Source organism: Arthrobacter sp. SIMBA_036 (assembly GCF_046535135.1).
Classification (GTDB): Bacteria; Actinomycetota; Actinomycetes; order Actinomycetales; family Micrococcaceae; genus Arthrobacter.
The window spans coordinates 36,295-60,956 of the sequence record NZ_JAWRXG010000004.1; the positions used below are offsets into that span (position 1 = coordinate 36,295).

General features: G+C 61.7%; 20 protein-coding genes and 1 pseudogene. 7 read left to right on the forward strand and 14 right to left on the reverse strand.

Annotated elements, in window-relative coordinates; all coding sequences use genetic code 11:
• Positions 1-280: 280 nt before the first annotated feature.
• Positions 281-1,657 (reverse strand): MFS transporter, encoded by a 1,377-nt coding sequence (locus tag SB659_RS06770; protein ID WP_410549904.1) that lies wholly within the window; start codon positions 1,655-1,657, stop codon positions 281-283.
• Between the two features lie 245 nt (positions 1,658-1,902).
• Between SB659_RS06770 and SB659_RS06775 the strand changes: the two are divergent.
• A pseudogene (locus tag SB659_RS06775) lies at positions 1,903-2,052 on the forward strand (MerR family DNA-binding transcriptional regulator); the annotation flags it as partial.
• A 277-nt stretch (positions 2,053-2,329) separates the two neighbouring features.
• On the opposite strand, the gene SB659_RS06780 reads toward SB659_RS06775, so the two are convergent.
• Positions 2,330-2,884 (reverse strand): VOC family protein, encoded by a 555-nt coding sequence (locus SB659_RS06780; protein WP_410549905.1) that lies wholly within the window; start codon positions 2,882-2,884, stop codon positions 2,330-2,332.
• A 22-nt stretch (positions 2,885-2,906) separates the two neighbouring features.
• Positions 2,907-3,578, reverse strand: a complete 672-nt coding sequence (locus SB659_RS06785; protein WP_410549906.1) for a GntR family transcriptional regulator — start codon at positions 3,576-3,578, stop codon at positions 2,907-2,909.
• A gap of 148 nt (positions 3,579-3,726) precedes the next feature.
• Here SB659_RS06785 and SB659_RS06790 point away from each other — a divergent pair, with 148 nt between their 5' ends.
• The 4 genes from SB659_RS06790 (at position 3,727) to SB659_RS06805 (ending at position 10,637) form a co-directional block, all read left to right on the forward strand.
• Positions 3,727-5,943: a thiamine pyrophosphate-dependent enzyme gene (locus SB659_RS06790; RefSeq protein ID WP_410549907.1), complete on the forward strand. Its 2,217-nt coding sequence runs from the start codon at positions 3,727-3,729 to the stop codon at positions 5,941-5,943.
• 26 nt (positions 5,944-5,969) lie between these two features.
• The gene (locus SB659_RS06795) at positions 5,970-7,283 is read left to right on the forward strand and encodes a dihydrolipoamide acetyltransferase family protein (protein WP_410549908.1); all 1,314 of its coding nucleotides are present in this window, start codon (positions 5,970-5,972) and stop codon (positions 7,281-7,283) included.
• Between the two features lie 61 nt (positions 7,284-7,344).
• A complete protein-coding gene (locus tag SB659_RS06800; protein WP_410549909.1) occupies positions 7,345-9,030 on the forward strand; it encodes a thiamine pyrophosphate-dependent enzyme in 1,686 nt (561 codons plus the stop codon).
• Positions 9,031-9,134: 104 nt separating this feature from the next.
• Positions 9,135-10,637, forward strand: coding sequence for an NAD-dependent succinate-semialdehyde dehydrogenase (locus SB659_RS06805; RefSeq protein WP_410549910.1), 1,503 nt, complete (start codon positions 9,135-9,137; stop codon positions 10,635-10,637).
• Between the two features lie 96 nt (positions 10,638-10,733).
• Here the strand turns inward: SB659_RS06805 and SB659_RS06810 are convergent, their stop codons facing one another.
• Complete coding sequence (locus SB659_RS06810) at positions 10,734-11,273, reverse strand: nuclear transport factor 2 family protein (protein WP_410549911.1); 540 nt, start codon at positions 11,271-11,273, stop codon at positions 10,734-10,736.
• Positions 11,274-11,511: 238 nt separating this feature from the next.
• Positions 11,512-12,228 (reverse strand): NADPH-dependent F420 reductase, encoded by a 717-nt coding sequence (locus SB659_RS06815; RefSeq protein WP_410549912.1) that lies wholly within the window; start codon positions 12,226-12,228, stop codon positions 11,512-11,514.
• A gap of 152 nt (positions 12,229-12,380) precedes the next feature.
• Between SB659_RS06815 and SB659_RS06820 the strand changes: the two genes are divergently transcribed.
• Positions 12,381-12,731 (forward strand): ArsR/SmtB family transcription factor, encoded by a 351-nt coding sequence (locus SB659_RS06820; RefSeq protein WP_410549913.1) that lies wholly within the window; start codon positions 12,381-12,383, stop codon positions 12,729-12,731.
• On the opposite strand, the gene SB659_RS06825 is transcribed toward SB659_RS06820, so the two are convergent.
• From SB659_RS06825 to SB659_RS06855, 7 genes are all read right to left on the reverse strand, one after another.
• The gene (locus SB659_RS06825) at positions 12,719-13,261 is read right to left on the reverse strand and encodes an NUDIX domain-containing protein (RefSeq protein ID WP_410549914.1); all 543 of its coding nucleotides are present in this window, start codon (positions 13,259-13,261) and stop codon (positions 12,719-12,721) included. The genes SB659_RS06820 and SB659_RS06825 overlap by 13 nt on opposite strands.
• Before the next feature lie 35 nt (positions 13,262-13,296).
• Positions 13,297-13,836, reverse strand: a complete 540-nt coding sequence (locus tag SB659_RS06830) for a flavin reductase family protein (RefSeq protein ID WP_410549915.1) — start codon at positions 13,834-13,836, stop codon at positions 13,297-13,299.
• A gap of 75 nt (positions 13,837-13,911) precedes the next feature.
• Positions 13,912-14,661, reverse strand: a complete 750-nt coding sequence (locus tag SB659_RS06835) for an SDR family NAD(P)-dependent oxidoreductase (protein ID WP_410549916.1) — start codon at positions 14,659-14,661, stop codon at positions 13,912-13,914.
• 386 nt (positions 14,662-15,047) lie between these two features.
• A complete protein-coding gene (locus SB659_RS06840; RefSeq protein WP_410549917.1) occupies positions 15,048-16,748 on the reverse strand; it encodes a flavin-containing monooxygenase in 1,701 nt (566 codons plus the stop codon).
• Positions 16,749-16,994: 246 nt separating this feature from the next.
• Positions 16,995-18,146, reverse strand: a complete 1,152-nt coding sequence (locus SB659_RS06845) for a MaoC family dehydratase N-terminal domain-containing protein (RefSeq protein ID WP_410549918.1) — start codon at positions 18,144-18,146, stop codon at positions 16,995-16,997.
• On the reverse strand, positions 18,143-20,269 hold the full coding sequence (locus SB659_RS06850; RefSeq protein ID WP_410549919.1) for an acetate--CoA ligase family protein: 2,127 nt from the start codon (positions 20,267-20,269) through the stop codon (positions 18,143-18,145). Before SB659_RS06850 ends, SB659_RS06845 begins: the two co-directional genes overlap by 4 nt.
• Positions 20,270-20,866, reverse strand: coding sequence for a VOC family protein (locus SB659_RS06855; protein WP_410549920.1), 597 nt, complete (start codon positions 20,864-20,866; stop codon positions 20,270-20,272).
• Between the two features lie 118 nt (positions 20,867-20,984).
• Here SB659_RS06855 and SB659_RS06860 point away from each other — a divergent pair, with 118 nt between their 5' ends.
• Positions 20,985-21,806 (forward strand): IclR family transcriptional regulator, encoded by an 822-nt coding sequence (locus SB659_RS06860; protein WP_410549921.1) that lies wholly within the window; start codon positions 20,985-20,987, stop codon positions 21,804-21,806.
• Here SB659_RS06860 and SB659_RS06865 read toward each other — a convergent pair.
• Positions 21,792-23,354 (reverse strand): CocE/NonD family hydrolase, encoded by a 1,563-nt coding sequence (locus SB659_RS06865; RefSeq protein ID WP_410549922.1) that lies wholly within the window; start codon positions 23,352-23,354, stop codon positions 21,792-21,794. The genes SB659_RS06860 and SB659_RS06865 overlap by 15 nt on opposite strands.
• A 40-nt stretch (positions 23,355-23,394) precedes the next feature.
• A complete protein-coding gene (locus SB659_RS06870) occupies positions 23,395-24,651 on the reverse strand; it encodes a M24 family metallopeptidase (protein WP_410549923.1) in 1,257 nt (418 codons plus the stop codon).
• Positions 24,652-24,662 lie beyond the last annotated feature (11 nt).

Genomic DNA, 24,662 nt, shown 5'->3' on the forward strand with positions numbered 1-24,662 from the left:
GCAGTGATGTGCTCTTCAAACAGAGCATGGGGTTATGGCAGAACGAACGGCGCGGGGGCATGTGATCCTGGCCGTTCACAACAAGCGCTGCTTTGCTGGCGGTGCGAGGGTTGTCCCGCTGAGCCTCGTTCTCAAATAAGGCTAATCGCGGGCTGTACCGGCGGACAGAGGTATCCACGCCAACAACGCCGGAATACGCGTCACGCTGGGCTTGGGCCCAACTCCTGGGCCAGGCTCTGCCCGCTCCTGGCGGGCAGAGTCGGTGACAGCTGGCTGACGGTCAGTGAGTGAGGTCTCGCCCCGCGGTTTCCGTCAGGAAGAATACGCACGCTGCTGTGATAAGCCCGGCGATGACGAGGTAGATGGCGACTGACCAGGAAGCCAGAGTTGCTGCGTACAGGCCGGTCGCGATCAGGGGCGAGAATCCGCCACCCAGGGTCTGTCCGAGCTGGTAGCCCATCGACGCACCGCTGTAGCGGAACTTGGTGGCGAAGAGCTCACTGATCAAAGAGGCCAGCGGGCCATAAATCATGCCACTTAGGGTAAGGGAGACGGCCATTGCCACCACGATGAGTACGGGACTCTTGGTGTCGACCATGGCGAACATCGGAAATGCCCAGACCCCGTAAGCAATTCCACCCGTGAGGATGACGGGGCGTCGACCTACCCGGTCGGAGATCGCAGAGCTCACCCAGTCACTGATGCCATAGAAGACATAGCCAATCACCAAGGCAATCAACCCCAGGCCCGCGCCAACCTTGAGGTCCACAGCGGTGTAGCTCAACAACCACCCCAGCACAACGTAATTGAGGGTGCCGAATCCGAAACTGATTCCCGCGGCCAGGAGAAGTTGCTTGGGATTGGTCTTAATCACTTCAAGGATGGGTTTACGGGTGGTTTTTCCCTTCACCTCTGCGTCTTTGTATACCGGCGTCTCCTTGAGCCGAAGCCGGATGATAAGGCCAGTCACGACGAGGATAATCGATAGCAGGAACGGGATTCTCCAGCCCCATGCCTCGAAAGTTTCCGACGGCAAAAGACTCACGGCGAAAAGTACAACTGTCGAAAGCACGCCGCCGAGCGCTGATGATGCCGGGATGAAGCCTGTGTAGAAGCCCCGCTTTTCCCGGGGGGCCGTCTCACTCACCATCAAAATGGCGCCTCCGTATTCTCCGCCGAAGGAAAAGCCCTGAACAAAGCGCAGTATGACGAGGAAAATTGGCGCCCAGATTCCGATGGCAGCGTAGGTCGGAAGAAGCCCGATGGCCGTAGTCGAAATGCCTGCGATGAGCAGCATGGCCACCAGGACGCGCTTTCGACCATGGAGATCACCGACATGCCCGGCTACCAGGCTGCCGAGCGGTCGGGCAATAAATCCAACGGCCTGGGTCGTGAACGCCGCAAGCAGGGCCACAACCGGGTCGAAGCTAGGAAAAAACAGTTTTCCGAAAATTAGCGCCGCCGCCGAGGCGTACAAGGCGAAATCGTATTGCTCCATGATGTTGCCTACAGCACTGCCCGCGATGGTCCGGCGCAACAGTTTCTTCTGCTGCGGGCCAAACTCCGTGGGTGTTGCGGGGGGTAAATCGGTGGCGGGCGTTAGTTGCCCCGCCGTCGGTTCAACAGCCTTTACGGCCTGCGACTTCGTTGTCCGCATTGTTCTCCTGAGCGCGCTATGCCAGCGCCAAGGGCAGCTGGGATGCATGGGATGACCGCCCGAATCGTAAGTTCGGGGTCGGTATGCCGACAGTACTTACGCTTCGGGCTCTGCGTCAAGGAAAACTTTCAGACTAATAGCAACACTTTCGTCATCCGAGCGTTGCGGACCGCGACTTATTGTTGGGTTGTCGCTAGTGCTTACGTCAGGCCGGAAAGACGACGGAGGAGCGCTATGCGCTCGGAGAATTGGCACACCGGTCAGGGGCGCCGGCCCGCATGCTCAGGTATTACGAAGAGCAGGGGCTGGTGGTGCCGCGCCGGCTCGACAACGGCTACGGCGTCTATGACGACCCTCTCGTGGACCGGGTGCAGAAAGTCCGCGGCCCCGATTGATGCCGGCATTCGGACGAGGATTATCAGTGAGATCCTGCCATTCTTGGACCAGCCGCAGGAGATTGTGATCGCGGACCCCGACCCTAAACTTCGGGAGCTGCTGATTATGAGCGGGAGCGTATGTCACAGAAGGTTGATCTCCTCATCCACAACCGCGATTCAATCACGCGTTAATCCAGGCCCTGGACGACGCCGCCACCCGCTCGCAGAGACTCCGTGCGGGTTAGGATCAGCTGGTCTGCGGTGCGACTGGACCCGGGATTGGAGTAGCGCCTTTTTAGGGCATCCAGAGCTGCAGTGAGCTCTGCGATTCGTACGCTTTTCCTTGTGGAAAGGAGACGAGTTCGAATTGCATCCCCCATGGCGCCAGGAAATAGACCCAGCGCTGGCCCTCGCTGGCGCCTGAACTCGAGGTCGGTTCTCCAAGGACTTCGATCCCCTGTCTTTTGAGGTAATCCACGGCTACATCGAGATCCTCGACGTAGAAGGCGAGGTGATGCCCCCCAATGTCGCTGTTGCGGGGCTGTTCCCGCCGTTGATCAGGGGAGGAATAGTTGAAGACCTCAAAATTCGACCCGTTAAAGCAACGGTAAAAGCGTATCTCCGCCAGCGTCGCCTTTGGGTGGACGTTGAGTTTGGTCCGCATCAACTCGGGATCCTGCGGGTAGGGGCCCAGGGAGTAAACGTGCTGGCACCCTATGACATTGACGAAGAATTCGTGAGCTTGTTCCATGTCGGGCACGGTGAACCCGATGTGGTCCGTCCCACGGATACCCGGCAAGCCTCGCCGTTCCCTGAGGGCAGTGTCTTGCTGTCCGGCGTCCTGGTTCATGTATTTCTCCAACCAAATGTCTCTAGCGATCGAATATTTCAGGGTGGTCAAGCAAGGCAACGCGGGTTTTGCGGACATGCATGGCCAACAATTCCTCCGCAGAGCGGGTGTCACGGCGCCGGATGGCCGCCAGGATGAGGCGGTGTTCCAAATTTGTGTCTTCGAGCCCCTCGGGACCGATCAGCTGCACGTACGCACGCCGGTAATGCTGGGTGGTGTTCCAGAGCCTCACCACCATCTCCAGTAAGGTCGGCATGCCCGCGTCCCGGAAGCTCAATAGATGGAATTCACGGTCCAGTTCGACGAAGTCCTCTACCACCTGGCAGTTCTCCATGTCACTGGCCAGCTGGCTGAGCCGATCCACGGTCTCCGTGCTGACGTTGCCGATGGCCTGCCCCAGCGCGAGCGGCTCAATGCGTTCGCGGATCAGATACGTCTCCTGGCACTCAGCGAGGTTCATGGAGCTGACCCAGGCCCCGGAGGACGCAACAAGTGTAACGAGCCCATGTGATTCGAGGATGCGCAACGCCTCACGAATCGGAAGTCTGCTCACGCCGAATTCTTCCGCTATCTGCTCCTGTCGGATCCTCGTGCCGGGCGCGAGGTCCCCGTCGAGGATCCTCTGACTTAGTTCGTCTGCGATGCGCTGGCTTGCAGCGCCCGACTTCTTCAACAGCACAGCTTCCATTGCCATGCGTACAGCATACGGACTCGCCACGAATGGATCCATTCATAGAACTATGGCGTGCAATACCGGGTAGTTTTGCTTGTATTGGATCCATTCGAAGTCCTATGGTGGGACGAACGCATAAGCGATGCACGTACGCCCTTGGGAGCCAAAGATGTCAACCACTACGCCCTTGACCTACTCGACAGAGTGCACAGAGCTGCATACAACCCGCGAAGACTGGGACGCAGCAGCTCCCGAGTTGCTCGAATCCATGCTGGTGCAAATGCACACCATCCGGATTTTTGAGGAAATCGTCCTGCAACTGGCAGCAGAAGGCCTGGTACACGGCCCCGCCCACTCCAGCATTGGCCAGGAGGGAGCAGCAGTGGGATCCGTTTTGGCGCTGCAGGGAGCCGACGGCGTCAACGGCACCCACCGCGGCCATCACCAATTCCTGGCAAAGGGTCTTGCCTATCTGTCCCCGAACGGTATGTCGATCATCGACGGTATAAAAAACGACCAGGTCACGGAATTCATCCGACGGACGATGTCCGAGATTTTGGGCCTCAAGGCGGGCTTCAGCGGCGGCAGGGGCGGCTCAATGCACCTGCAGTGGCTTGAGGCCGGAGCTTTGGGGACAAACGCGATCGTGGGTGGCGGAGTGCCACTTGCCGCGGGCAATGCCTGGGCCCAGCGCCATGACGCAGAAATCCAGGGCGACGGCGGGCAGGCAGGCGGAATGGGGGTCACGGTGACCTATTTCGGTGACGGCGCCTCGAACATCGGGTCAACGCTGGAGACCATGAATCTGGCTGCTGCCTGGCGTCTGCCGCTGTGCTTCTACATCGAAAACAATCTCTACGCTGTCTCGACCCATGTTGCCGACGTTACCGGTGAACCTCGGCTGGCCGCTCGTGGCCCGGGCTTCGGAATCAGGTCCTGGCGCGTGGACGGCATGGATCCCCTGGCGGTTTACCTCGCCCAAAAGGCAGCCGTGGAGCACATGCGCGCCGGCGAGGGAGCAACCCTCATCGAGGCCGACACCTACCGCTATTTCCACCAGAACGGTCCCTTCCCCGGCAGCGCCTTCGGCTACCGGACCAAGGAGGAGGAGAAGCAATGGCGTGACCGCGACCCTTTGGCCAAACTGGCGGCAGAAATGACCCGGCGCGGCCTCCTCACGGACGAACAACTGAACGATCTCACCTCGCACATCACCGAGCAAATCACCCGGATTGTGGACGAAATCACGGAGAAGGACCCGGAGAGCGCCAAAGGGGCCCGCCGGATCCGCCCCATTCTTTGGCCGGATCCCGCTGCCGTGGATACGGACATCAGGAGCGAACCGGCATTGACCGGCACAGCACCTGACCAACAAACCGAAGACGGCACGGTGGAACGCCGCTTCGTGGATGCCATTGCAGATGTACTCGGGCGCCGGATGGACATGGACCCGGGCGTGCTGGTCCTCGGCGAAGACGTGCACCGGCTCAAAGGCGGCACCAACGGGGCTACGCGCGGGCTGAAAGATGCTTATCCAGACCGGGTCCTGGGCACTCCGATCAGCGAAAATGCCTTCGCGGGCCTGGCGGGCGGCCTGTCCATGACAGGCCGATACAAGCCAGTGGTGGAGTTCATGTACTCGGACTTCCTATGGGTCGCCGCTGACCAGATTTTCAACCAGATCGGCAAAGCCCGGCACATGTTCGGTGGCCAGTCCTCAATGCCTGTGGTGCTCCGGTCCAAGGTGGCAATGGGAGCCGGCTATGGCTCGCAGCATTCCATGGATCCGGCGGGGATCTTTGCCAACAATCCGGGCTGGCGCATCGTAGCGCCGTCAACACCGCAGGACTACATCGGGCTGATGAACACGGCCTTGGAACTCCAGGACCCGGTGCTTGTCCTTGAGCACGTAGACCTCTACGGGACCAAAGGAGACATACCCGCGGAGAATCTCGACTACCAGTTGCCGGTGGGCAAGGCTGCCGTGCGGCGGGCGGGCGAAGGCGTCACTGTCCTGAGCTACCTGAACATGGTGGATGTCTCGCTTCAGGCCGCCGAGCGCCGTCTTGATCTCGATCCCGAAGTCATCGATCTGCGGTGGCTCGACCGGGCATCCCTGGACTGGGAAACCATCGGGGCCTCAATCCAGAAAACCAACAACGTGCTGATCGTCGAACAGGGTGCCCGCGGTACTTCATATGGCGGATGGCTCTCTGATGAGATCCAGCGCAGATTCTTCGATTACCTCGACCAGCCCATCCAACGCGTTACGGGCAAGGAAGCCGCGCCGAGCATCTCGAAAGTCCTTGAGGCTGCAGCCAACGCCGATCTCAACGACGTCCTTGCCGGCTTCGACGAAATAGCCCGCAATCTCGGCCTTTCCTGAACCGGATCCATCGAAGGACATTCATCATGGCAACCATCATCACCATGCCGGCCGTCGTCGCAGACGCCACCGAGGCAGCTCTACAGGACTGGCTCGTAAAAATAGGCGACACCATTGCAGCCGGTCAACCTATCGCCGAAATTGAAACTGAGAAGGCCACCGTTGAACTGCAGGCTGAGTTTCCCGGAACTGTCGGGAGACTGCTGATCCGGCCGGGAACCTCCGTGGGTGTCGGCGAGCCCATTGCCGTGCTCGTCGAAGCCGGAGAGGACGAGGCGTCCATTGACAAGCAGATTGCCTCCGCCGGCGGTGCTTCGCACAGCCTTGCAGAGCATCCCGTGCCCGAGGACAGTGAAGCACCAACAACCAGGCGTGATACACGACTTGCGGCTCCGGACGCGAGCCAGGAGCCGTCCCGCAACGCTCAGGGACGGGACTCGCGGATATTCGGGTCACCCTTGGCGCGAAAGCTCGCTAAAGAACTTGGCCTCGACCTTTCATCCTTAACGGGCTCGGGACCCAACAGCAGGATCCTTCGCCGGGACGTCGAAGCCGCCCGCAGGCAGCACGCAGCAAGTCCGGAACGCGTCTCCAAGGCGGAAGAGCTCCTCGCCGCTGCCCCAACAGCTTCGTCCCAAACTACCGCCGTGCAAAACTTCCAGGACGAACCGCTCTCCGGCATGCGCAAGGCCATCGCCAGGCGGCTGACCGAGTCCAAGACAACCGTTCCCCATTTCTATGTCTCCATCGACGTCGAAATGGACGCCCTCATGGCTTTACGCAAGCAAATTAACCAGGACTCGCTCCCTGCAGGCCTGAAGGCAACAGTCAATGACCTCGTCCTCAAAGCCCTGGGAGGAGCACTTGTGGACGTGCCCGCCGCAAATGCTTCCTGGCAAGGAGACGCCATCCGCCGCTATTCCACGGTGGATGTCTCCGTGGCCATCGCGACCGCGGACGGCCTGCTGACGCCGGTGGTCCGCGGCCTGGAAAACCTCTCCCTCAGTTCCCTGGGCAGGACCATGGGCGACTACAAAGAACGCGCGGCCGCGGGCCGGATCCGGCAACAGGAACTCGACGGCGGGTCCTTCAGCCTCACGAACCTGGGAATGTACGGGACACGGGAGTTCTCCGCTATCCTCAACCCGCCCCAGGCAGGGATCCTGGCCGTCGGGGCGGCCGAGCAGCGCCCGGTGGTGCGCGACGGCCAGTTGGCAGTTGCCACGGTCATGAGCTGCACCCTCTCCGCAGACCACCGGGTAATCGACGGCGCAGTAGCAGCACAATTGCTGGCCGCTTTCAAAGCGCGCATCCAGAACCCGCTCAGCGTTCTCCTGTAACCGCGTCCCCCACTGAATCCTGTTGCGCAACGACGCGGCATCCAGCGAAAAGGTTTTATCCATGACTCAAGTAACAGCCGCGCAAGACGAGCTGCCAGGGGATCTGCTGCCGATATCCCGCAAGTCCGCGGGGCACGTCATCGTTGATACGCTGGCCGCCCACGGCATCAAGCGGGCCCATGTGGTGCCGGGTGAGAGCTTCCTTGACGTCCTTGACGGACTTCACGGCTCGTCCATAGAAACCATCGTGTGCCGCCACGAGGGTGGGGCCACGTACATGGCCGAGGCTGACGGCAAGATGAATCAGCTGCCCGGCATTGCGATGGTCACCCGAGGTCCTGGCGCAGCCAACGCCCACGTCGGCCTGCACACTGCGTGGCAGGACTCCACGCCCATGGTTCTGTTCGTGGGGTTGATTCCCTTCGCCCACCGGGATCGCGAGGCCTTCCAGGAGTTCGACATCAAGGCCTGGTTCGACACCGGCGCCAAGCGGGTGATGGTCCTGGATCACGCCTCACGTGCCTCCGAAATTGTCGCGGAAGCCCTGTTCGCGGCGATGAGCGGACGGCCCGGTCCCGTCGTTGTTGGCCTGCCCGAAGACGTCATCCGCCAGCAGATCCCCGCCGCACTACATCCTCCCATCCCGGTCGCCACGGGTGGGATGACCACTGTGGATGCGGCCGCGCTGGCCGATGCCCTGGCCGCATCCAGCAAGCCGCTGTTTGTCACCGGCGGAAACGACTGGACCCAGGAAGCAGCCGACCAACTCACACGCTGGCTGGAAAAGCACCACATCCCGGCCGCAGCCGAATGGCGCACCGAAGGCACCATCCCCTTCGATTCGCCCTCCTATGTAGGTCCCATTGGTTATGGGCGGCCCCGCCCCACCTACGACCTGCTGGAAGAAACCGACCTGCTGATCTTTGTGGGCACGGTTCCGGGGGATGTTATTACCGACGGATTCCTCTGCCGCCAGGACTGGACAAAGAAGAACTTCCTCGTCACCATCGACCCGTCCCTCCGCGGCCGCTCCGGGCCCGTCTCGTACCAAATCCTCGCAAAGCCGGACGTCTTTATCCGCGACCTGGCCAAGATCGACCTTCCTGTCAAAGACGAATGGACGGCCTGGACGTCGAAGATGCGCGCCGAGCAGGTTGCCTTCGCCGCGCTGCCGTCGGCGACGCCGTCGCCTGGTCCGGCACGGATGGACACGCTGATGGCCAACCTTGTCCCGACCCTCCCCCATGACGCCATGGTCACCCTTGGCGCCGGCGAGCACACCAACTGGGCCCACCGCTACTTCCCCACCCAGCGTTATGCCTCGATGATCAGTGCCCGGAACGGCTCCATGGGCTACTCCGTCCCCTCCGCTATCGCCGCGTCACTGGAATACCCGGGCAGACGGGTGGTGACCATTGCCGGTGACGGGGAATTCCTCATGAACGGCCAGGAACTGGCCACCGCGGCCCAGTACGGCGCCACTCCCCTGGTCATCGTGATGGACAACCAGGAATACGGCACTATCCGGACCCACCAGGAACGGCACTACCCCCAGCGGGTCTCCGGCACTCAATTGAAGAACCCGGAGTTTGCGCTCATGGCCCAGGCCTTTGGCGGCTTCGGCATCAAGGTAGAACATGACGCGGACATTCCTGCCGCTATCACAGCAGCGCTGAAAGCCATCGACGAGGACCGCGTGTTCGCGCTCATCCATTTGGTGGTTGAGCAGAGGGTCAAAGCCTACTAACCCACCCCCACCAGCCTCCGGCCCGGTTGAACCCGCCCACGCCCCGGCATCCGCTAACGGTGTTGTGCCTGCCGAACCCCTACAACTGCTAAGGACTTCCCTTTATGACTGTCTCCGCGCTTTCCCCTGCCATTTCACCCGAACGTGAAGCTGCATTGCTCGCCGCTGTTCCTACCGGCCTTTTGATTGGCGGGCAATGGCGGGCGGCGTCCGACGGCGGCACGTTTGACGTGCACGATCCCGCCACCGGGGAGGTGCTCGCCACACTCGCCTCGGCGACCAGCGACGACGCGGTCGCCGCCCTCGACGCCGCCGCCGCCGCCCAGGCGTCCTGGGCGCGGACCGCACCCCGGCTGCGGGCCGAGATCCTCCGCCGGGCCTTTGACCTGGTCACCGAACGGGCCGAAGACTTTGCCCTGCTGATGACCCTGGAAATGGGCAAGCCCCTGGCCGAAGCCCGCGGCGAAGTCACCTACGGGGCGGAGTTCCTGCGCTGGTTCTCCGAAGAAACCGTCCGCGATTACGGGCGCTACCTCCCTACGCCAGAGGGCAAGAATAGGATCCTCGTCCAACACAAACCGGTCGGGCCGTGCCTGCTCATTACGCCCTGGAACTTCCCCCTGGCGATGGCCACCCGCAAAGTAGCCCCTGCCGTCGCCGCCGGCTGCACCATGGTCCTCAAACCCGCCAAACTCACGCCCCTCACCGCCCAGTACTTCGCGCAGACCATGCTCGACGCCGGGCTGCCCGCCGGAGTCCTCAACCTCGTTCCCTCCTCATCCGCCTCCGGCATTTCCGGGCCCCTGCTCGCCGACCCGCGGTTGCGCAAGGTTTCCTTCACGGGCTCCACCCCGGTCGGCAAACGCCTGATGGCCGACGCGGCGCAGAACGTGCTGCGCACCTCCATGGAACTGGGCGGGAATGCCCCCTTCATCGTGTTCGAGGACGCCGACCTTGATAAAGCCGTCGAAGGTGCCATGGCCGCCAAAATGCGAAACATGGGCGAAGCCTGCACCGCTGCCAACCGGTTCCTTGTCCAGGAATCCGTCGCCGCCGAGTTCACTGCCAAGTTCGCCGCTGCGATGGGCGCCCTCACTACCGGCCGCGGCACCGCACCCGCTACCCAGGTCGGTCCGCTCATCGATGCCGGCGCAAGAGAGGACGTGCACGCTCTGGTGAGTGCCGCCGTCGACGCCGGAGCCACCGCCGTCACCGGCGGCGCACCCGTCGACGGTCCCGGGTACTTCTACCAGCCCACAGTCCTGGCCAACGTGCCCAACGATGCGGCGATCCTGGGCCAGGAGATCTTCGGTCCCGTCGCCCCCGTCACCACCTTCAAAACCGAGGAAGACGCCATCCGGCTCGCCAACGCCACCGAATACGGCCTCGCTTCCTACCTCTACAGCCGGGACTTCAACCTGCTCCTGCGCGTTGCCGAGCAGATTGAGTTCGGCATGGTCGGATTCAACGCGGGCGTCATTTCCAACGCCGCAGCACCCTTCGGCGGCGTCAAGCAATCAGGCCTCGGCCGCGAAGGCGGCTCAGAAGGCATCGCCGAATACACCACCACCCAATACATCGGCATTGCCGACCCCTACGTGAACTAACCCGCCTAGCAGCCAAAAGCGCCTGCCAGCCCCGTAAATGGGGCTGGCAGGCGCTTCACTGTTGGTTCAAAAACGCGAGCCGTTGCGGGTGCAGGGCTACCGGGAGAATTCCGTCGGCGGGCTGTCCACCCAGTCCTTGTAGATCGGGTCCTCAGGATGCCAGGCTCCCCAGTGCGAGACCCGAGGGACATTCACAACGTCCCAGTCCGAGTTGACGGGCCGGACGTCGATCCAATCCCAGATGCAGGTCCTATGAAGGACTTTCCACACGCCATCGCGCTTCTCACACAAGTCGCGGTAGCGGCCAGCCTGGAACATTGTCACCTCGGGGTCCTTGAACGGGACCACACAGATAAACATGCTTTCGCGCTTGGCCCGGTTGCCGTCAATCTCCGACAGGACATTGGAAATGTGGTGGCTGCAGCTATGGATCTTGTCGTGCCAGGTCATGGCAGCATCAGCCCACTCCTGGCCGTTTCCGACGTAGCCGCCGTGATCATCAAATGAATCGGGCCAGTACGTGGATTTCATCAGCTCGCGGTCGTGCCGGTCCGCGCCCCTCGCATACAGCATCAGGTTGTCGTGGAGGGCTTGCTTGTCATACACCTCAGTCAGTTGAGCATCTGTGAGGGACATATATCCAGCCTTTCTACTCCAAACGCCAGGCAGCGTCCTTGCTGCCCTCGTTAGAAACAACGCTAGAAGCCGGAGTTGCTGGACGGGTAGCATCTTGGGCGCCAGGCAGTTAAGAAGCAACGCCAGGTGCCGGGCACCGGGACCGCCTCCATTGGCACCTTGCAAGAGCCTGTATGCCCCGCTGGCCTTAGTGCCGCCGTCAAAGGCTTGACCCTAAGACCAGCAAGCTGGAACCGTTTTAGAAGGTGCGCGCGGCAACCCGCACCGGTTCGGCACGTTTCAGTGCGTCGCTCAGCCGCTCAGCGGACACAGGTGCGGCGGGAGCTTCCAGCATGCGGTCGTCCGGAGTGGCGGCGTCCGCCAGGTAAAGCCTGGTGTAGGCACCGGCTTCCGGCTCGAAACGCCAGCTCTCAGCCAACGAACCGGCGTCCACTGCATCGAAACCCAGTTGCTCGATAAGGCTCATGACCTTGGTTTTGGCGGAAGCGTCATCGCCCGCCACCGGCAAGGCGGTGCGATCAGGTGCGCCGGCGGGGCGCGCCAGCTGGGGGATGTGGTGCGCGAGGATGTTGTTAAAGGCCTTCGTCAGGCCGGCTCCTTGAAAGTGCCGCAGCACGAGCTCGCTCGTAGTCAGCCTTTCCTCGTCGAGCTCAGACACCCTTCCATCCCGGAACGGGTAGTAGTTGGTGGTGTCGAGTACGGCCTTCCCTCCCAGCAGGGATGCGGGAATGGCGGTATGCGCCGTGAGCGGCACGGACAGCACAACAACCTCTCCGGCCGCCGCGGACTGTTCAATGGTGCCGGCGGAAGCCAGGGATCCCAACTCTGAGACGAGGCCGGCGAGTGTCTCCGGGCCTCGGGAATTGGACAGCACTACAGGGATGCCAGCATTTACGGCGAGACGAGCGATGGCAGCACCGATGTTCCCGGTGCCAATGATTCCAAGGGTAGGCATTTTTTGTTTCCTCAGTCGAGAGTTGTGGATGGGGCGGGAACCTGAAAGCTACGGCCCGTTGATGGCACGCACTGGTGGGTGGGCCTGGCGTTAAACGTATCCTATGTTCGCGTCAGCGTAAACATAGGCGGTTTTAGCGATAGACTGGGCACATGGCGAGCCGAACTTCCAACCCCCTCACGCACCCTGACGTCAGTGAACTGGACCTGTTCCGCCTGATGGCGGCTGTGACTGACCCGGTGCGGCTGGGGATCGTCATCAAGCTGGCTGGCAGCCGCGAGGACATCCCGTGCACCGACTTTGCCCTGCCAGTGACAAAGTCTGCCGGGACGCGCCATTTTCGGGTGCTGCGTGAGGCTGGCGTGATCCATCAGCACGACGTCGGTGTCCGCCGCATGAGCCGGCTGCGTAGCGATGATCTGGAAGTCCGCTTCCCCGGCCTGCTGAAACTGATCCTCCAGGAGGCTGTCCACTTCAACCCCGGGGATCGTCAGGCCTCCTGACCTGGAGCGGCACCCAGGATCCATCCCGGGGATGCCCCGGGTTCAGGTGCCGGAACGGTACGCGGGACATGACCGGTGGCATCGAGTACGTTGTCCAGCCAGTCCACGCGGTTAGCGAAACGCTTGGCCTTGTGCGGAGCGGTCCACCGGTAGGCGTCGTTTTCCCAATTGATCTTCAGCCGCCGTCGGGACGTCAGGGCAGTGAAGGTATGGATGAGCCACGGATTGCCCAAGCCGTCAGCCACCACCAAGTCCGGTCCCGGCACGAGTCCCAGGAGGTCTTTGGTTTGCAGACCTGCTTCTTCAGACAACTCTTCAAGAGTCTGCTGTTCAGGGGTGGCCCCGGCTTCCATAAAGCCTGTGATGCAGTGCCAAAGGCCACGGTCGTGGCCAAGGTCCCCACTCCTTCTAAACAGGGCAATCTTGTCCCGCCACTGGATGACGGCCGCTATGACGGTGCGCTCCGCGGGGATGTCATGCGCAGCGCGCGAGGGAAGCCTCCCGCCGGACGCCGCATCAACGACGCTCATATTCTCCTTCCAGCGCACAGCAACCGCTATGTCTGCTACACGACGTCGATCGACTGGGCGTTGACGAGCTCGCGGAACTTGGCGCCGTGCCAAATGAGCGGCTCGTTTTCGCCCACTCCGAGCTTCTTCACTTCAAGCAGCGCCATCCAGTGATCGCCAGCCTCTGAAACTTCGTGGACCGAGCACTCGAGCCACAACGCCGCATCTTCTATGAACACTGCCCCGTCTTCACCTACGTCGATAGCAACCTGCTCAAAGCGTGCAGCACGGTCCTTGCCTGCGAGCTTGCGGGTGAGATTTCCCTGCCCCTTGCCAAAGATCGAAACCCCGAGTGAGGCGGCATTCTTAATCTGCTCCCATGTCTCCGATGACTTCTGCACCGCTACCGCGACGAGGCACGGTTCGAGCGACACGCCAACCATGAACGATGACGCGACGAGTGCATGCTTCTCGTCGCCGGTTTCGACCGCGAGCACCGCCACTCCTGACGGAAATTGCGCAAATGTGCTTCTCACCAGCAAGGGGTCGTTGCCGAATGCAGTGACCTTCGGCCGGGTCATAAATTTTTGGGACATAGGTTTTCTTCCTCTCGGTGCCTTGGTGGGAAAGATCGCTCTTTGACCATTCCCGGGCGGAATAAGTCTGGACGGTTATGCAGCGGTCTGGCCGCCGTCGATAGGCAGCGCGACACCGGTAATGTATGAAGACTGCTCACTGGCGAGAAACAGGACGGCATTGGCTACTTCTTCTGCGGTTCCGACACGACGTGCGGGAACCATATTGATGAGATAGTCCGCGGCGGCAGGGTTTTCCGCCAGGGCCTCTTCCATCATTGGAGTCCTGATGGGGCCAGGGCAGATGGAGTTTGCGCGGATATTCTGCTCCGCGTATTCGAGGGCGATGGTGCGGGTCAGCCCGAGGAGGCCTGTCTTGGCAGCGCTGTAACTGCCGTATAAAGGCGTTCCCATCAAAGCTGCAGCTGAAGCCACATTAACTATCGATCCCCCGCCACGCTCCAGCATGGCCGGAATGGCAAACTTCATCGTGAGGAAAGCACCCCGGAGATTCACGTTGATCATCTTGTCGAAGTCGGATTCCAGCGCCTCATGGTGCTGCACCATCGGAGCATTGGCGCCCGCGATATTGCACAGAATGTCGAGTCCGCCGAATTCGCTGATGGCCAGGCTGACCATGGCCTTCGCGTCTGCGGTGTTTGAGATGTCAGCCTGGATGGGCACGCTGCGATCTCCGAGCTCCACAGCCGTTTTCTTCTGGGCCCCCGAGAAATCCGCCAATACGATGTTCGCGCCCTGCTGGTGAAACAGGCGGGCAGTTGCCAAACCCATGCCTGAGCCGGCACCGGTGATTATTGCGGTCTTGCCTTCGAGTACGTTGCTCATCGTTTTTCCTTCATGTCCTTGTAGATGTGGGCATACCTGCCGGGCGCGGGCAGGCCTCGCGTCACCGGAGGGATGAGGGTCTTGGACTGGGGATGTTGACGGGATCTCCTTTGATCTCAGTGCGGAGGCTTTCCCTGCCAACTTCGCCCACAATCAACGCTAAGAGCGGGCGGGACTGCACCGGGATGGCCATCAACGCCAACATGGAATGAAACTGCGCCAAAGTGTGTCCTCCGTGAGGGCAAGTCATTAGAGCTGGCGATGTACTTCGGCGAACACGCTGCAGCCAGGAATAAAAGTGCTCCCCGGAAGCTGGAACTGAATGACAGTCTGGCTTCCGGGGAGCACTACACCTCCCGAAACAAAGGGGAATGGCCGGTGGCTATTTACTTGGCCGCAAGAACAGCGTCAAGGCTCCGGTTTTCGTTCGCGCTTTGCCCTGAATTGCCAGGTGCGAAAGCCTTAGTAAACACGAAGCCGCGGTAGTCGTCGGAGACAACTTCTTCGACCTTCTTGACGTACTTGTCGAAGCCACCGGCATACGGGATGAAATAGCGCGAGCCGTCGTATTTGTTGACGTGGACCATATAGTTGTCCACGGCCCGACGCAGGAGCGGCGCCGCGATCTCATTGCAGTGGTCGCCCCACTCCCGCTCTGCCTCAAGGCTGGCCTCAATGCGAACGGCGCCCTTCTTATCGGCGTGCGCAATGATATCCGCCACAAAGTCAACGTGTTGGTTGTTCCCCGCGAAGAAGTTTGCAAGCACACTTGGGCTCTGTGCGCCGGTGAGCATAAACAGGTTCGGGAATCCATGCGTCATGACCCCCAGATGGGTCTGCGGCTTATGCTTCCACCGGTCGCTCGGCTGCCGGCCGTGCTCGTTGCGGACGTTGGCCTGGTCCAGGGCGCCCGTAAAGGCCTCGAAGCCGAGGGCAAAAACGATCAGGTCAACCTCGTACTCATTGTTCCGGGTCTTAATCCCCGTCTTGGTGATGCGCTCCACCGGATCGCTTCTCAGGTCAACGAGACTGACATTGCTTTGATTGAAAATTGGGTAGTACCCGGTATCAATGCAGAGCCGACGGATGCCAATCGGGTAGGAGGTAGGCATCAGCTTCTCGGCGGTCTCGGGATCGTCGATCATGTCGCGGATCTTGCCGCGGACGAACTCTGCGACGACGTTGTTGACATCGATGTTCGTCCCCTGGTCGGAGAAAGTTCCGAGCAGGGTCTGGCCCCCGAACGCCCATCTGGACTCGAGAATCTGCTGCTGCTGTTCCTCGGAGAAGTCTGAAGCCTTACCGGCAAAGCCCTGCATGACGTAGCCGACCGGGGAGTTGTAGGACTCGTCACGCAGTTGCAGAACCTTTTTATTGAGGCGCGCCTTCTTCCTCCTGTCCGCCGGCCCGTTGTGTGCAGGGATCGAGTAGTTCGGGGTGCGCTGCAGGACATAGAGGTGCCCGGCTGTTTTGGCGATCTCCGTGGCAGCCTGCACACCCGAAGATCCTGTTCCAATGAGGGCCACGCGCTTGCCGGCAATCTCAACGGGGGTCTGGGGCCAGTGGGCGGTTTGATGCCACTCCCCCTCGAAATCATCGAGTCCCGGGAAGTCCGGCTTCCGCGGCTTGGAGAGCTGTCCCGTCGCCATCACCAGATAGCGGGCCCAAACCGTCCGCCCGGTATTGGTCTTGATGAGGTATTTGTTCTCCTGGGGCTGCCAATCGGCGGACGTCACCCAGGTGCTTAGTGAGAGGTTGCGGCGCACATCGAGGCGGTCCGCCACGTAGTTCAAGTACCGGAGGATTTCGGGTTGTGCGGCGTACCGCTCGCTCCAGTCCCATCCCGCGTAGAGCTCGGGATCAAACATGAAGGCGTAGCTGTGGCTCTCCAGGTCCACGCGGGCACCGGGATAGGCGTTGTGATACCAGACGCCCCCGACCCCGTCTGCTCCCTCGAAGCCGTGTACGTCGTGTCCCAGGTCTGCAAACCGGTGGAGCGCGTAAATGCCCCCCATGCCCGCGCCGATAACAACGACGGAATATTCCTCAGTCTCACCCGGGGGGTTCTGGATGTGGTTGTTCGACATGGCTTCGCTCCCTGGACGCGCGTCTTCACTGGTCACTGGCGTCACCACTCGTTGGATGGAACAACCCATCCTGGTTCCGTACTTTTGAAAAGCCCACCGGATCTCCTTTGATGTCAGTGCGTCGGCTGCTTCGCCGATCTTCGTTCACAAATAACGCTAAGAGCCGCCGGGTAATGACCGGCATGGCAATGGACGCCAATAAGGCGGGAAAATGCGTCAGTTATTCACACTTCGCCCGTGCGCGGGTCAGCTGCTCCGGGTCTCGGCCAGCGACACGACCGCTACGGCACTCGTGGTTTCCACACCTAGTTGGTTGATGGCCTTCATCGTGACTTCAGCGCACGCTCCGTGGTCCTCGTCCCGGAACACGCGGGTGACCTCGCCTCCGATCCACTGGGTGTCACCGAAGACACCTGGCTGCTTGATGCGCACCGAAAGCGACACGAGATCCGCATCGTCCCCCATCCAGTTGGTCACGCAGTGTGCCATCCACGAGACGCGCTGGTTGCCGTTGTCGTACGCGCCCGGCATGCCGATCGCGTGCGCCATTGCAGCATCCTGGTGCCCCAGGCTCGGAAAGGGCTCGGAGAGGAAGTGCTCGGGACCGAGGTTCGTCGGCGCGCTTGGGTCCCCGTTTCTCACCCGCTCCTGCTGGCGCACGCGGGTTTCGACGCCGCGGTAGCCGGCGGTACCAATTGCTCCGGCATAGTAGGCGGTCATGGTGATGAGGTCGAGCGGACCCTTGACTACCTGCGGTACAAGGTCGCCGACGGACACCGTCTCCGCAAAGCGCGTGCGCTGGCCGCGGATCTCCTCAGCCAGGATCGCGGCTCGGATCTGTTCCTTCTCCTCATCCGTGTAGACATGGGGGTCGCGCGGTTCGTGCATCCGCTGGCCCTCGGAACTTCGGGCCACGCAAACGATCGTATTGCGGACGATCCCGACAAGTTCCTCGCCGACGAAGTAATCGGTGCGCCCCACCTGCTCCACCAGGCGGCCGGAGCGGCGGCCCACGCGTTCACGGACGTCTTCGACGAAAGCCCTGGCGCGGACCCGCTCACCCAGGCGAATCGGCCGGCGCAAGTCGAGGTCGGCACCGAGGTGGATAGCCTGGATGCCCTCCGACATCCCCATCGCGACTTCGGCGTCACACACGGAATAGAGGAATGTGGGTGGCGCGATCCGGGTGCCGTACCGCGTTGTCTGCGCGTACGAATCGGACAGCCACAGAGGGTTCTCGTCACCGATCCCCCAGGCGTAGTGGCGGATGGAGTCGGTGCTGGCTTCCTCATTCCATTGCACAACAACGGCTGACTTACCGATGAAGCTCTTGATGTAGGAGACGTCTTCATCGGTGATCTGCTTTGCAGGTACGCCAGCCGCAGTGGCGGTGGTCATGGTGTTGGTCCTGACGAGGTGGTGTGGACCGATACAACAGCATCCACGACAGTGACGGTTGCTGTTGCCGGGTCCGCGAGGATCGGATTGAACTCGAACTCGTGGATGTTCCCCTGCTGCTCCGCCCAGCCAAGAATGTCCATCACTGTAGTGGTGAGCGTGTCGAGGGTCTCCCCGCCGGCCTCCCCGCGAAGGCTGGTGGCCACGACGCGCGCGTCAGAGATCGCTTGGCGGACTTCCGGCCGGGACACTGGCAGCGGAAGGATGCTGATATCGTCAATCGCCTCAGTCATCCCGCCTCCCGCGCCAATGACGAGGACTGGACCGAACTCTGGATCGCGGCGGAGCCCTACGAGGACTTCGGTCTTCCCTGGCGCCATCGCCTGGACGGAGATCGTCGCGGCCTCCCCCTGGATGGAGGTGAGCTGGGAGGCTGCCGCGCGGGCGCTGTCGGCGTCATTGACGCCGATGAAGACACCTCCGGCGTCTGCCTTGTGAAGGATCTCGGCATCATCGATTTTGATCGCTACCGGGAAGCCGATCTCCTCGGCAGCCCGGACGACGCCATCGACATCACGGACGGCGCGGCTTGCCGGTACAGGAACGCCGGACTTGGCCAGGGATTCGGCCACGTCCCGCCACGTCAGATTGTACGTCCCGCCCGTTGTCACCGCCTTCAGCGCCGCCCCCACCAGATCGCCACGGTTGGCACGGGTGCGTTGGACCTGCGCCCAGGAGGATGCGGCCGCGACGGCATCCAGTGCCCGCCCGGCTGTGGGCAGGGACAGGACTCCTGCCTTGCGCAGGATTCCGGCCTGGGCCGCGGTGACCCGGTCGTCCTCGGACAGCGGGACCACCATGACACGTACTTCCGCCGGTATGGTCATAGCGGCGATACCGGCCGCCAGCTCATCGAAGTCGTGCGCGAGCCGGGTCGCCGTCACAATAACCCACCCGCCCGGCGTCGTGGTGAGAACGCGCTCAACGATGCGCAGGTAGTCCCCGGTCGTTGACTGTACTCCGACGTCGATGGGATTGCCGAGGTGATTGCTGCCCACCGCGTCACCTATTGAGTGGAGCGCTTCCGGTTCAAGATCGCGGAACGCCAGGCCACGGTCGTCGGCCAGGTCGTTCCACAGCCCCACCTGGGCGCCGGAGGTGGTGACGACGGTGAGCTCCTGGTCGCGGTCCGAGAGCCGCCCGTGGAAGACGTCGAAGGTCTCGGTCAGGTCAAGGAGTTGCTCCGGCGAGGTGCACACCATTCCGAATCGGTGGCGGAGGACGCTTAAAGCGACGCGGCCGCTGCCTGCAAGTTTGCCGGTATGGGACTGGGCACTCATCGCGCCGCGGGTGGACCGCCCCAGCTTCAGGACGATGAGCGGGATGCCGCGATCCCCCGCAGCGGTTGCAGCGGCCTCAAGATCATCGTTTGCGCTGAAGCTCTCGACGATGCAGGTGAGGACATGCGTGTCCGGATCAGCGCCCAGCCACTGTGCCCAGTCGGTAAAGCCCGTCGAAATCTCGTTCCCCGAGCTGGCCCAGGCACTCAATCCGCTGGCACCGCGTGCCGCGAGGGACTGCATGAGCGCATTTCCCAGTCCACCGCTCTGGCTGAACATCGCCACGTGACCAGTCGGAATCTCGCCGCGTTGCAGAACTGATGAGAAGGTTGCGGTCAGCGACCGGCCCACGTGCATAAAGCCGATGCAGTTAGGGCCGATAAGGCGGGTGGTGCCCTTGGCCAATTCCGCACGGAGCAGCTCATCGCGGTCATGCCGGCCGGTCTCACCGAAGCCGGCGGCGAACGCCACCGCGAAGGGGACGCCGAGCGCCACGCACTCACGCAGATCCTCGATGACCCTGTCAGCGGGTCCCACGAGGACGGCAACGTCGGGCACCTCAGGGAGGTCGGAGAGCGTCTCCACCGTGGGTACACCCAGCACTTCCTTGTGCACACTGCTCACCGCGTAGTACCGTCCCTCGAATCCGAGGCGGGAGAGGTAGTCGAGTGTCCGCCCCGAGGTCTTCCCCGGGTCCCGCGAGGGCCCAACCACGGCCACGCTCTCTGCTTTCAACGGGTTATCGATGCGTACGGGGCTTATAACAGCCTTGCTTTCCAACATTTACATTCCTCCAGTCCGTCGCACGGTCGCCGGCCTTCGGATAGCCGGAATTTCTATTGCCTCGACCACCACGCCGAGGTCACGGTCAGTGTCAAAATAGGCGAATCCGCCGTCGCCGCCCTGGCCATAACCGCGCGCTGTTTGCGTGACCCGGTATCCGGCTCCCTCCATCAGCGTGATCGCGGCGTCCAGGTTGTCCACGAATACACCCAGGTGGTGTAGGCCGTTGCGACCCTGCTCGGTGAACTCGTGGTAGATGCTTGGTCCGGCCAAGGGCTGGATGAGTTCGATCTGGGGATTGGAACCGCCCATGGCGAGGCGCATCGCGAAAGCGCCTTCCTCGGAGCCAAAGCGGGACCAAGGCATGAACTCCTGGTCGTAGTGGTAGCAATTCCACTCTTCGATGCCGAAGGCGCGTCCGTACAGGTCGATGGCCTCGTCGAGGTCGGGCACAAGGATCCCCACCTGCCCCACGCTTCCGATCGGCAAAGGACCTGCGGGATGGACCTCCGGGTGGCTTCCAGCGTCCTCCGCAGCACGGGGAGTGGCACCGTTGCCACTATCCTCGAACTCTCTTTTTGTGATAGTTGCTTTCATAATGTAATAACTACGCTACCCTTCTGGCTACTGTCAACGGTGAAGTACTGCCCTGTAGGCCGGGACCCTTCTCGTGGGCCTGGTGGCCCTTCTTTCGCCATGTGCATATGATTTCCGCATGGCAAGTACAGCTAAGTCAGTCGATAAACCGTCCACCGACCCTGAAGCACCCAAGGACCTGGTCCAGTCCGTTGCCCGCGCGCTCAACATCGTTGATGTGGTTGCGGCGTCCAAGGAGCCGATGCGGGCTCAATCCATCGCCAGCGCAGTAAACCTGCACATCGCGACGACGTCGCATTTGCTGGCGACACTTGTACATGCCGGTTACCTGGAACGTAACGAGCGCACTTACAAACTCGCTGCCGGGAAAATCCTGGATCTGAGTTCGCGGGTGGAAGAGGACTGGCGTCCCTCTCCGCTGGCGCTGCGTCTCCTGAAAATGGTGGTTGAGGCTACTGGCGAAAGCGCCTACTTGTCCGCATGGCAGGGCGGCACCGTCACCGTGGTTGCCGTGGAGGAAGGCAGCCACGCCGTCAGGGTGGCGGACCTGCGGGTCGGTGTTTCCGGCGACATTCATGCACGCGCTTCCGGGAAGGCTCTCCTCGCTTTCGGTCCGGAATCTCAACTGGAACGGGTCCGCTCCGTCGATGGTGAACTCACCAAACGAACCGAACACACATTAACCACCCTTCCTGAATTTTTGGCCGACCTTGAGTTGACCCGGTCACGTGGTTACGCGCTGGACCACCAGGAATACGTCGTGGGCGTCTGCGGCATGGCAGTTCCAATCTTCGAAGGATCACAGCGCCCCCGCACCGCCTTGTCTATTACGGTCCCGCTTCATCGCTTTACCGACGAGCAACACTTCCAGCAATGCCTCGATGCCCTGATGGAAGCCCGCCGCCTGGACGACGAAGAAGGCGACTCAACCGAGCCGTAGAACGTCAAGTTCCAGGACTGGCCCCTCGTCCGCGCAAACGTTCAAGATGTTCCGGGTCCCGTCCTCCAGTCGGGGGAAATCCGATGTGGCAACGTAGGCGCACAAACGCATGCCTTTCGCCACCCGGACCGCAGTGGAACCAAGATCCACGCTGATTGACTCCGCGTTTTCAGCGCCCGTCCTGCTGTATGAGGATCCCTCGCACAGCAACTCAGGAGTACCAGTACTGTCGAGCGTTGCCAGCTTGACGACGACCGGCGTCGGGCCAGCTGCGGTCACCGTGAGTCGGCACGTGACAGTGCCCAGGATGTCGATATCGCCAGCCAGTGGCTCCGAAGCGAAGGCATGCACGTCATGACGGGCATGCAATGCCTCCAACAAGCGCGGACCTGAGTTCGCACCGACTTTGTAGCCAGGGAGAAATGTCCGCCCGCCGATCGTCGGGACGGGAGAATCCAATAACGGCGCCGTCCGGGCATCAATACTTTCCGTGGGATGGTCTATGTTGCCGGGGCGCAGTCGAAGGTGCACCCGCTCCGCGCCCTCAGGCGGCCAGCTTGAGAAGCACCGCCATTCATCAGCTCCCATGGAGAAAACCCTTACGGGATACTCCGATTGGTTGAGGCCGTCACGCACTTCCTCCAGCCAACCGAGTTGGAGCGACGTCGGGTCGAGGCCGTCGAAAGAGGATGCCGAACCGAACGAGCGGGCCGGGAACCAGCCGCCCATGAGCCCATGGGCCCAGGGCCCGACCAACAGGCGATCATGGGCATTCCTCGTGCCGGCGGCCTCCCGCCGAACAAAACTCGCAACCGTTCCTGGAAGGAAAATGTCGAACCAGCCTCCGATGACGAAGGCCGGCACTGTAACTCGACCAGCCAACTCTGGATCGACCAGGGAACGGCTTCGATCCCGCCAATCCTGCAGATAGGGCGCGAATTCCCCGGCTTCCTCGACCAGATGCCGGAAGGTGCGGATGCGCCCCTCTGCGACGTTCCGCTCCAAGGCTGCGATGCGCGGTCGGCTTTCCTCGTCCATTCCGCTGCTTGCCAAGAGAATCGATACCCAGTGCGCAAGAAATCCCAACACCACATTGTCGTCCTCATAAAGCCAGCCCGAATGGACGTCGTCGGCGGTCACAGCGGGAACAATACCAATGAGGCCTTCAGGATTCCTCGCTGCCGCCAGCCATTGGCTGATCCCTACGTACGAGCCTCCCGCCATACCCACGTTCCCGTCCGACCAGGGCTGTTCGCGCACCCACTGGATAGTGTCAACACCATCATCGGCTTCATTCACAAAAGGTACGAACTGGCCCTCGCTTCGGAACCGGCCCCGTACGTCCTGAACCACCACCACCCATCCGCATTCCACGGCGCGCAGGACATTAATCCACGTGTTGGCATGCGCTGGGTCATCTTTGCAATAAGGCGTCCGTATCAGCACTGTGGAGCGGGGTTCCCCCTCACTTGGCCGATACACATCTCCGGAGAGAGTAACGCCGTCGCGCATTGCGATAGGGACGTGCTTTTCAACTATGAGGTTCATGGCAACCTTCGCTGTGTTGCTTTCGCATCGGCTGGGATGCTCACCCGGCGGTTTGGACCATGTCGAGGCGCGGGTAGTGGTCAAGCAGTTCCGCGCCATTGGCCGTGACCACGACGAGGTTCTCGAGACGTACACCTCCGACCCGGTGCTCCCCTTCGATCCCTTCGATGGCAATGACCATGCCTTCTTTGATCTCCTCAGGATGGGCAAGCGACCACGAACGGGTGATAGTCGGAGGGTTGTAGTGGATTGCCCGCGATCCTGCGTTAACGAGTCCGATGCCGTGCCCGAGTTCGATGCTGAAGCATTCCGCCTCGGACGGAAAGCCGAGGTCTTCCGCCGGTGCAAGGACGGCGGCCACGTCAGCTGTGCTGGCGCCTGGTTTCATGAGCGATATCGCCAGATCCAGACGGTCCGTCAGCTTTGTGTAGGAGGAGCGCTCGGCTGAGGTTGGAGCACGTCCGACGACGTACTGGCGGTATAGGCACGCCGTGTACCCCATGTAGGAAGTTCCGCAGGTGAGCAGGTACGCGAGATCGCCATGCTCAACGATGCGGTCTCCGCCGCTGATCCCCCGGGGGAATGACAGTGGTCCTGAAAGCAGCCGGGCCGCTCCCACTTCCGCGCCGGCATCTTCGATGGCGCGACGGGCCATCAAAGCAATCTGGGCCTGCTTGGTTCCGGGCCGCAATGCGGCCCGGGTCGCCTCGAACCCTGCAGTACTCAGGCTCGCCGCCATCGAAATACAGGAGATTTCATCGGCCGTCTTGATCGTTGAGCATTCGAGCAACAGCGGGAGCCCCGGGATCGTCTCGATTCCCGCATCGGCCAAAGCATTCATACCTGGCTCATCAATCTCGCTGACAGCCAGCCGTTCGCCCGCGAGGGAACGTGCGGCAAGCTCATCGCGAATCTGTGCCGCAAAAACAGCTGATAGTTCGGCAATGGCAGAACTGGGCGCCACACCGCCAAGCCAGGAGATGGCTGGGCGCCAGTGCTTGATCCAGGGCGCCTGGTCGGGCATCTGCTGGAGGGACCCCGCCGGTGCGAACACAATTGGTTCGTCGTCTGCGAAGAACAGTGCGTAGCCGACCTGGAGCGAGAATTCCCCCCACCAAAAACCGGTCAGATAACGTACATTGTCCGCGCCCGTGAGCAACAGGGCCGGTATACCCTTCGAACGCATCAGTGCCCGCATACGGTCAGCGCGCTCACGTCGCATCCGCTCGAGATCAACGCCTACGTGCAGTTCTGTACGCGCCGGTCCAAAGTGCAATTTCTGGTGGTTATCGGGCATCGTTGCCTTGG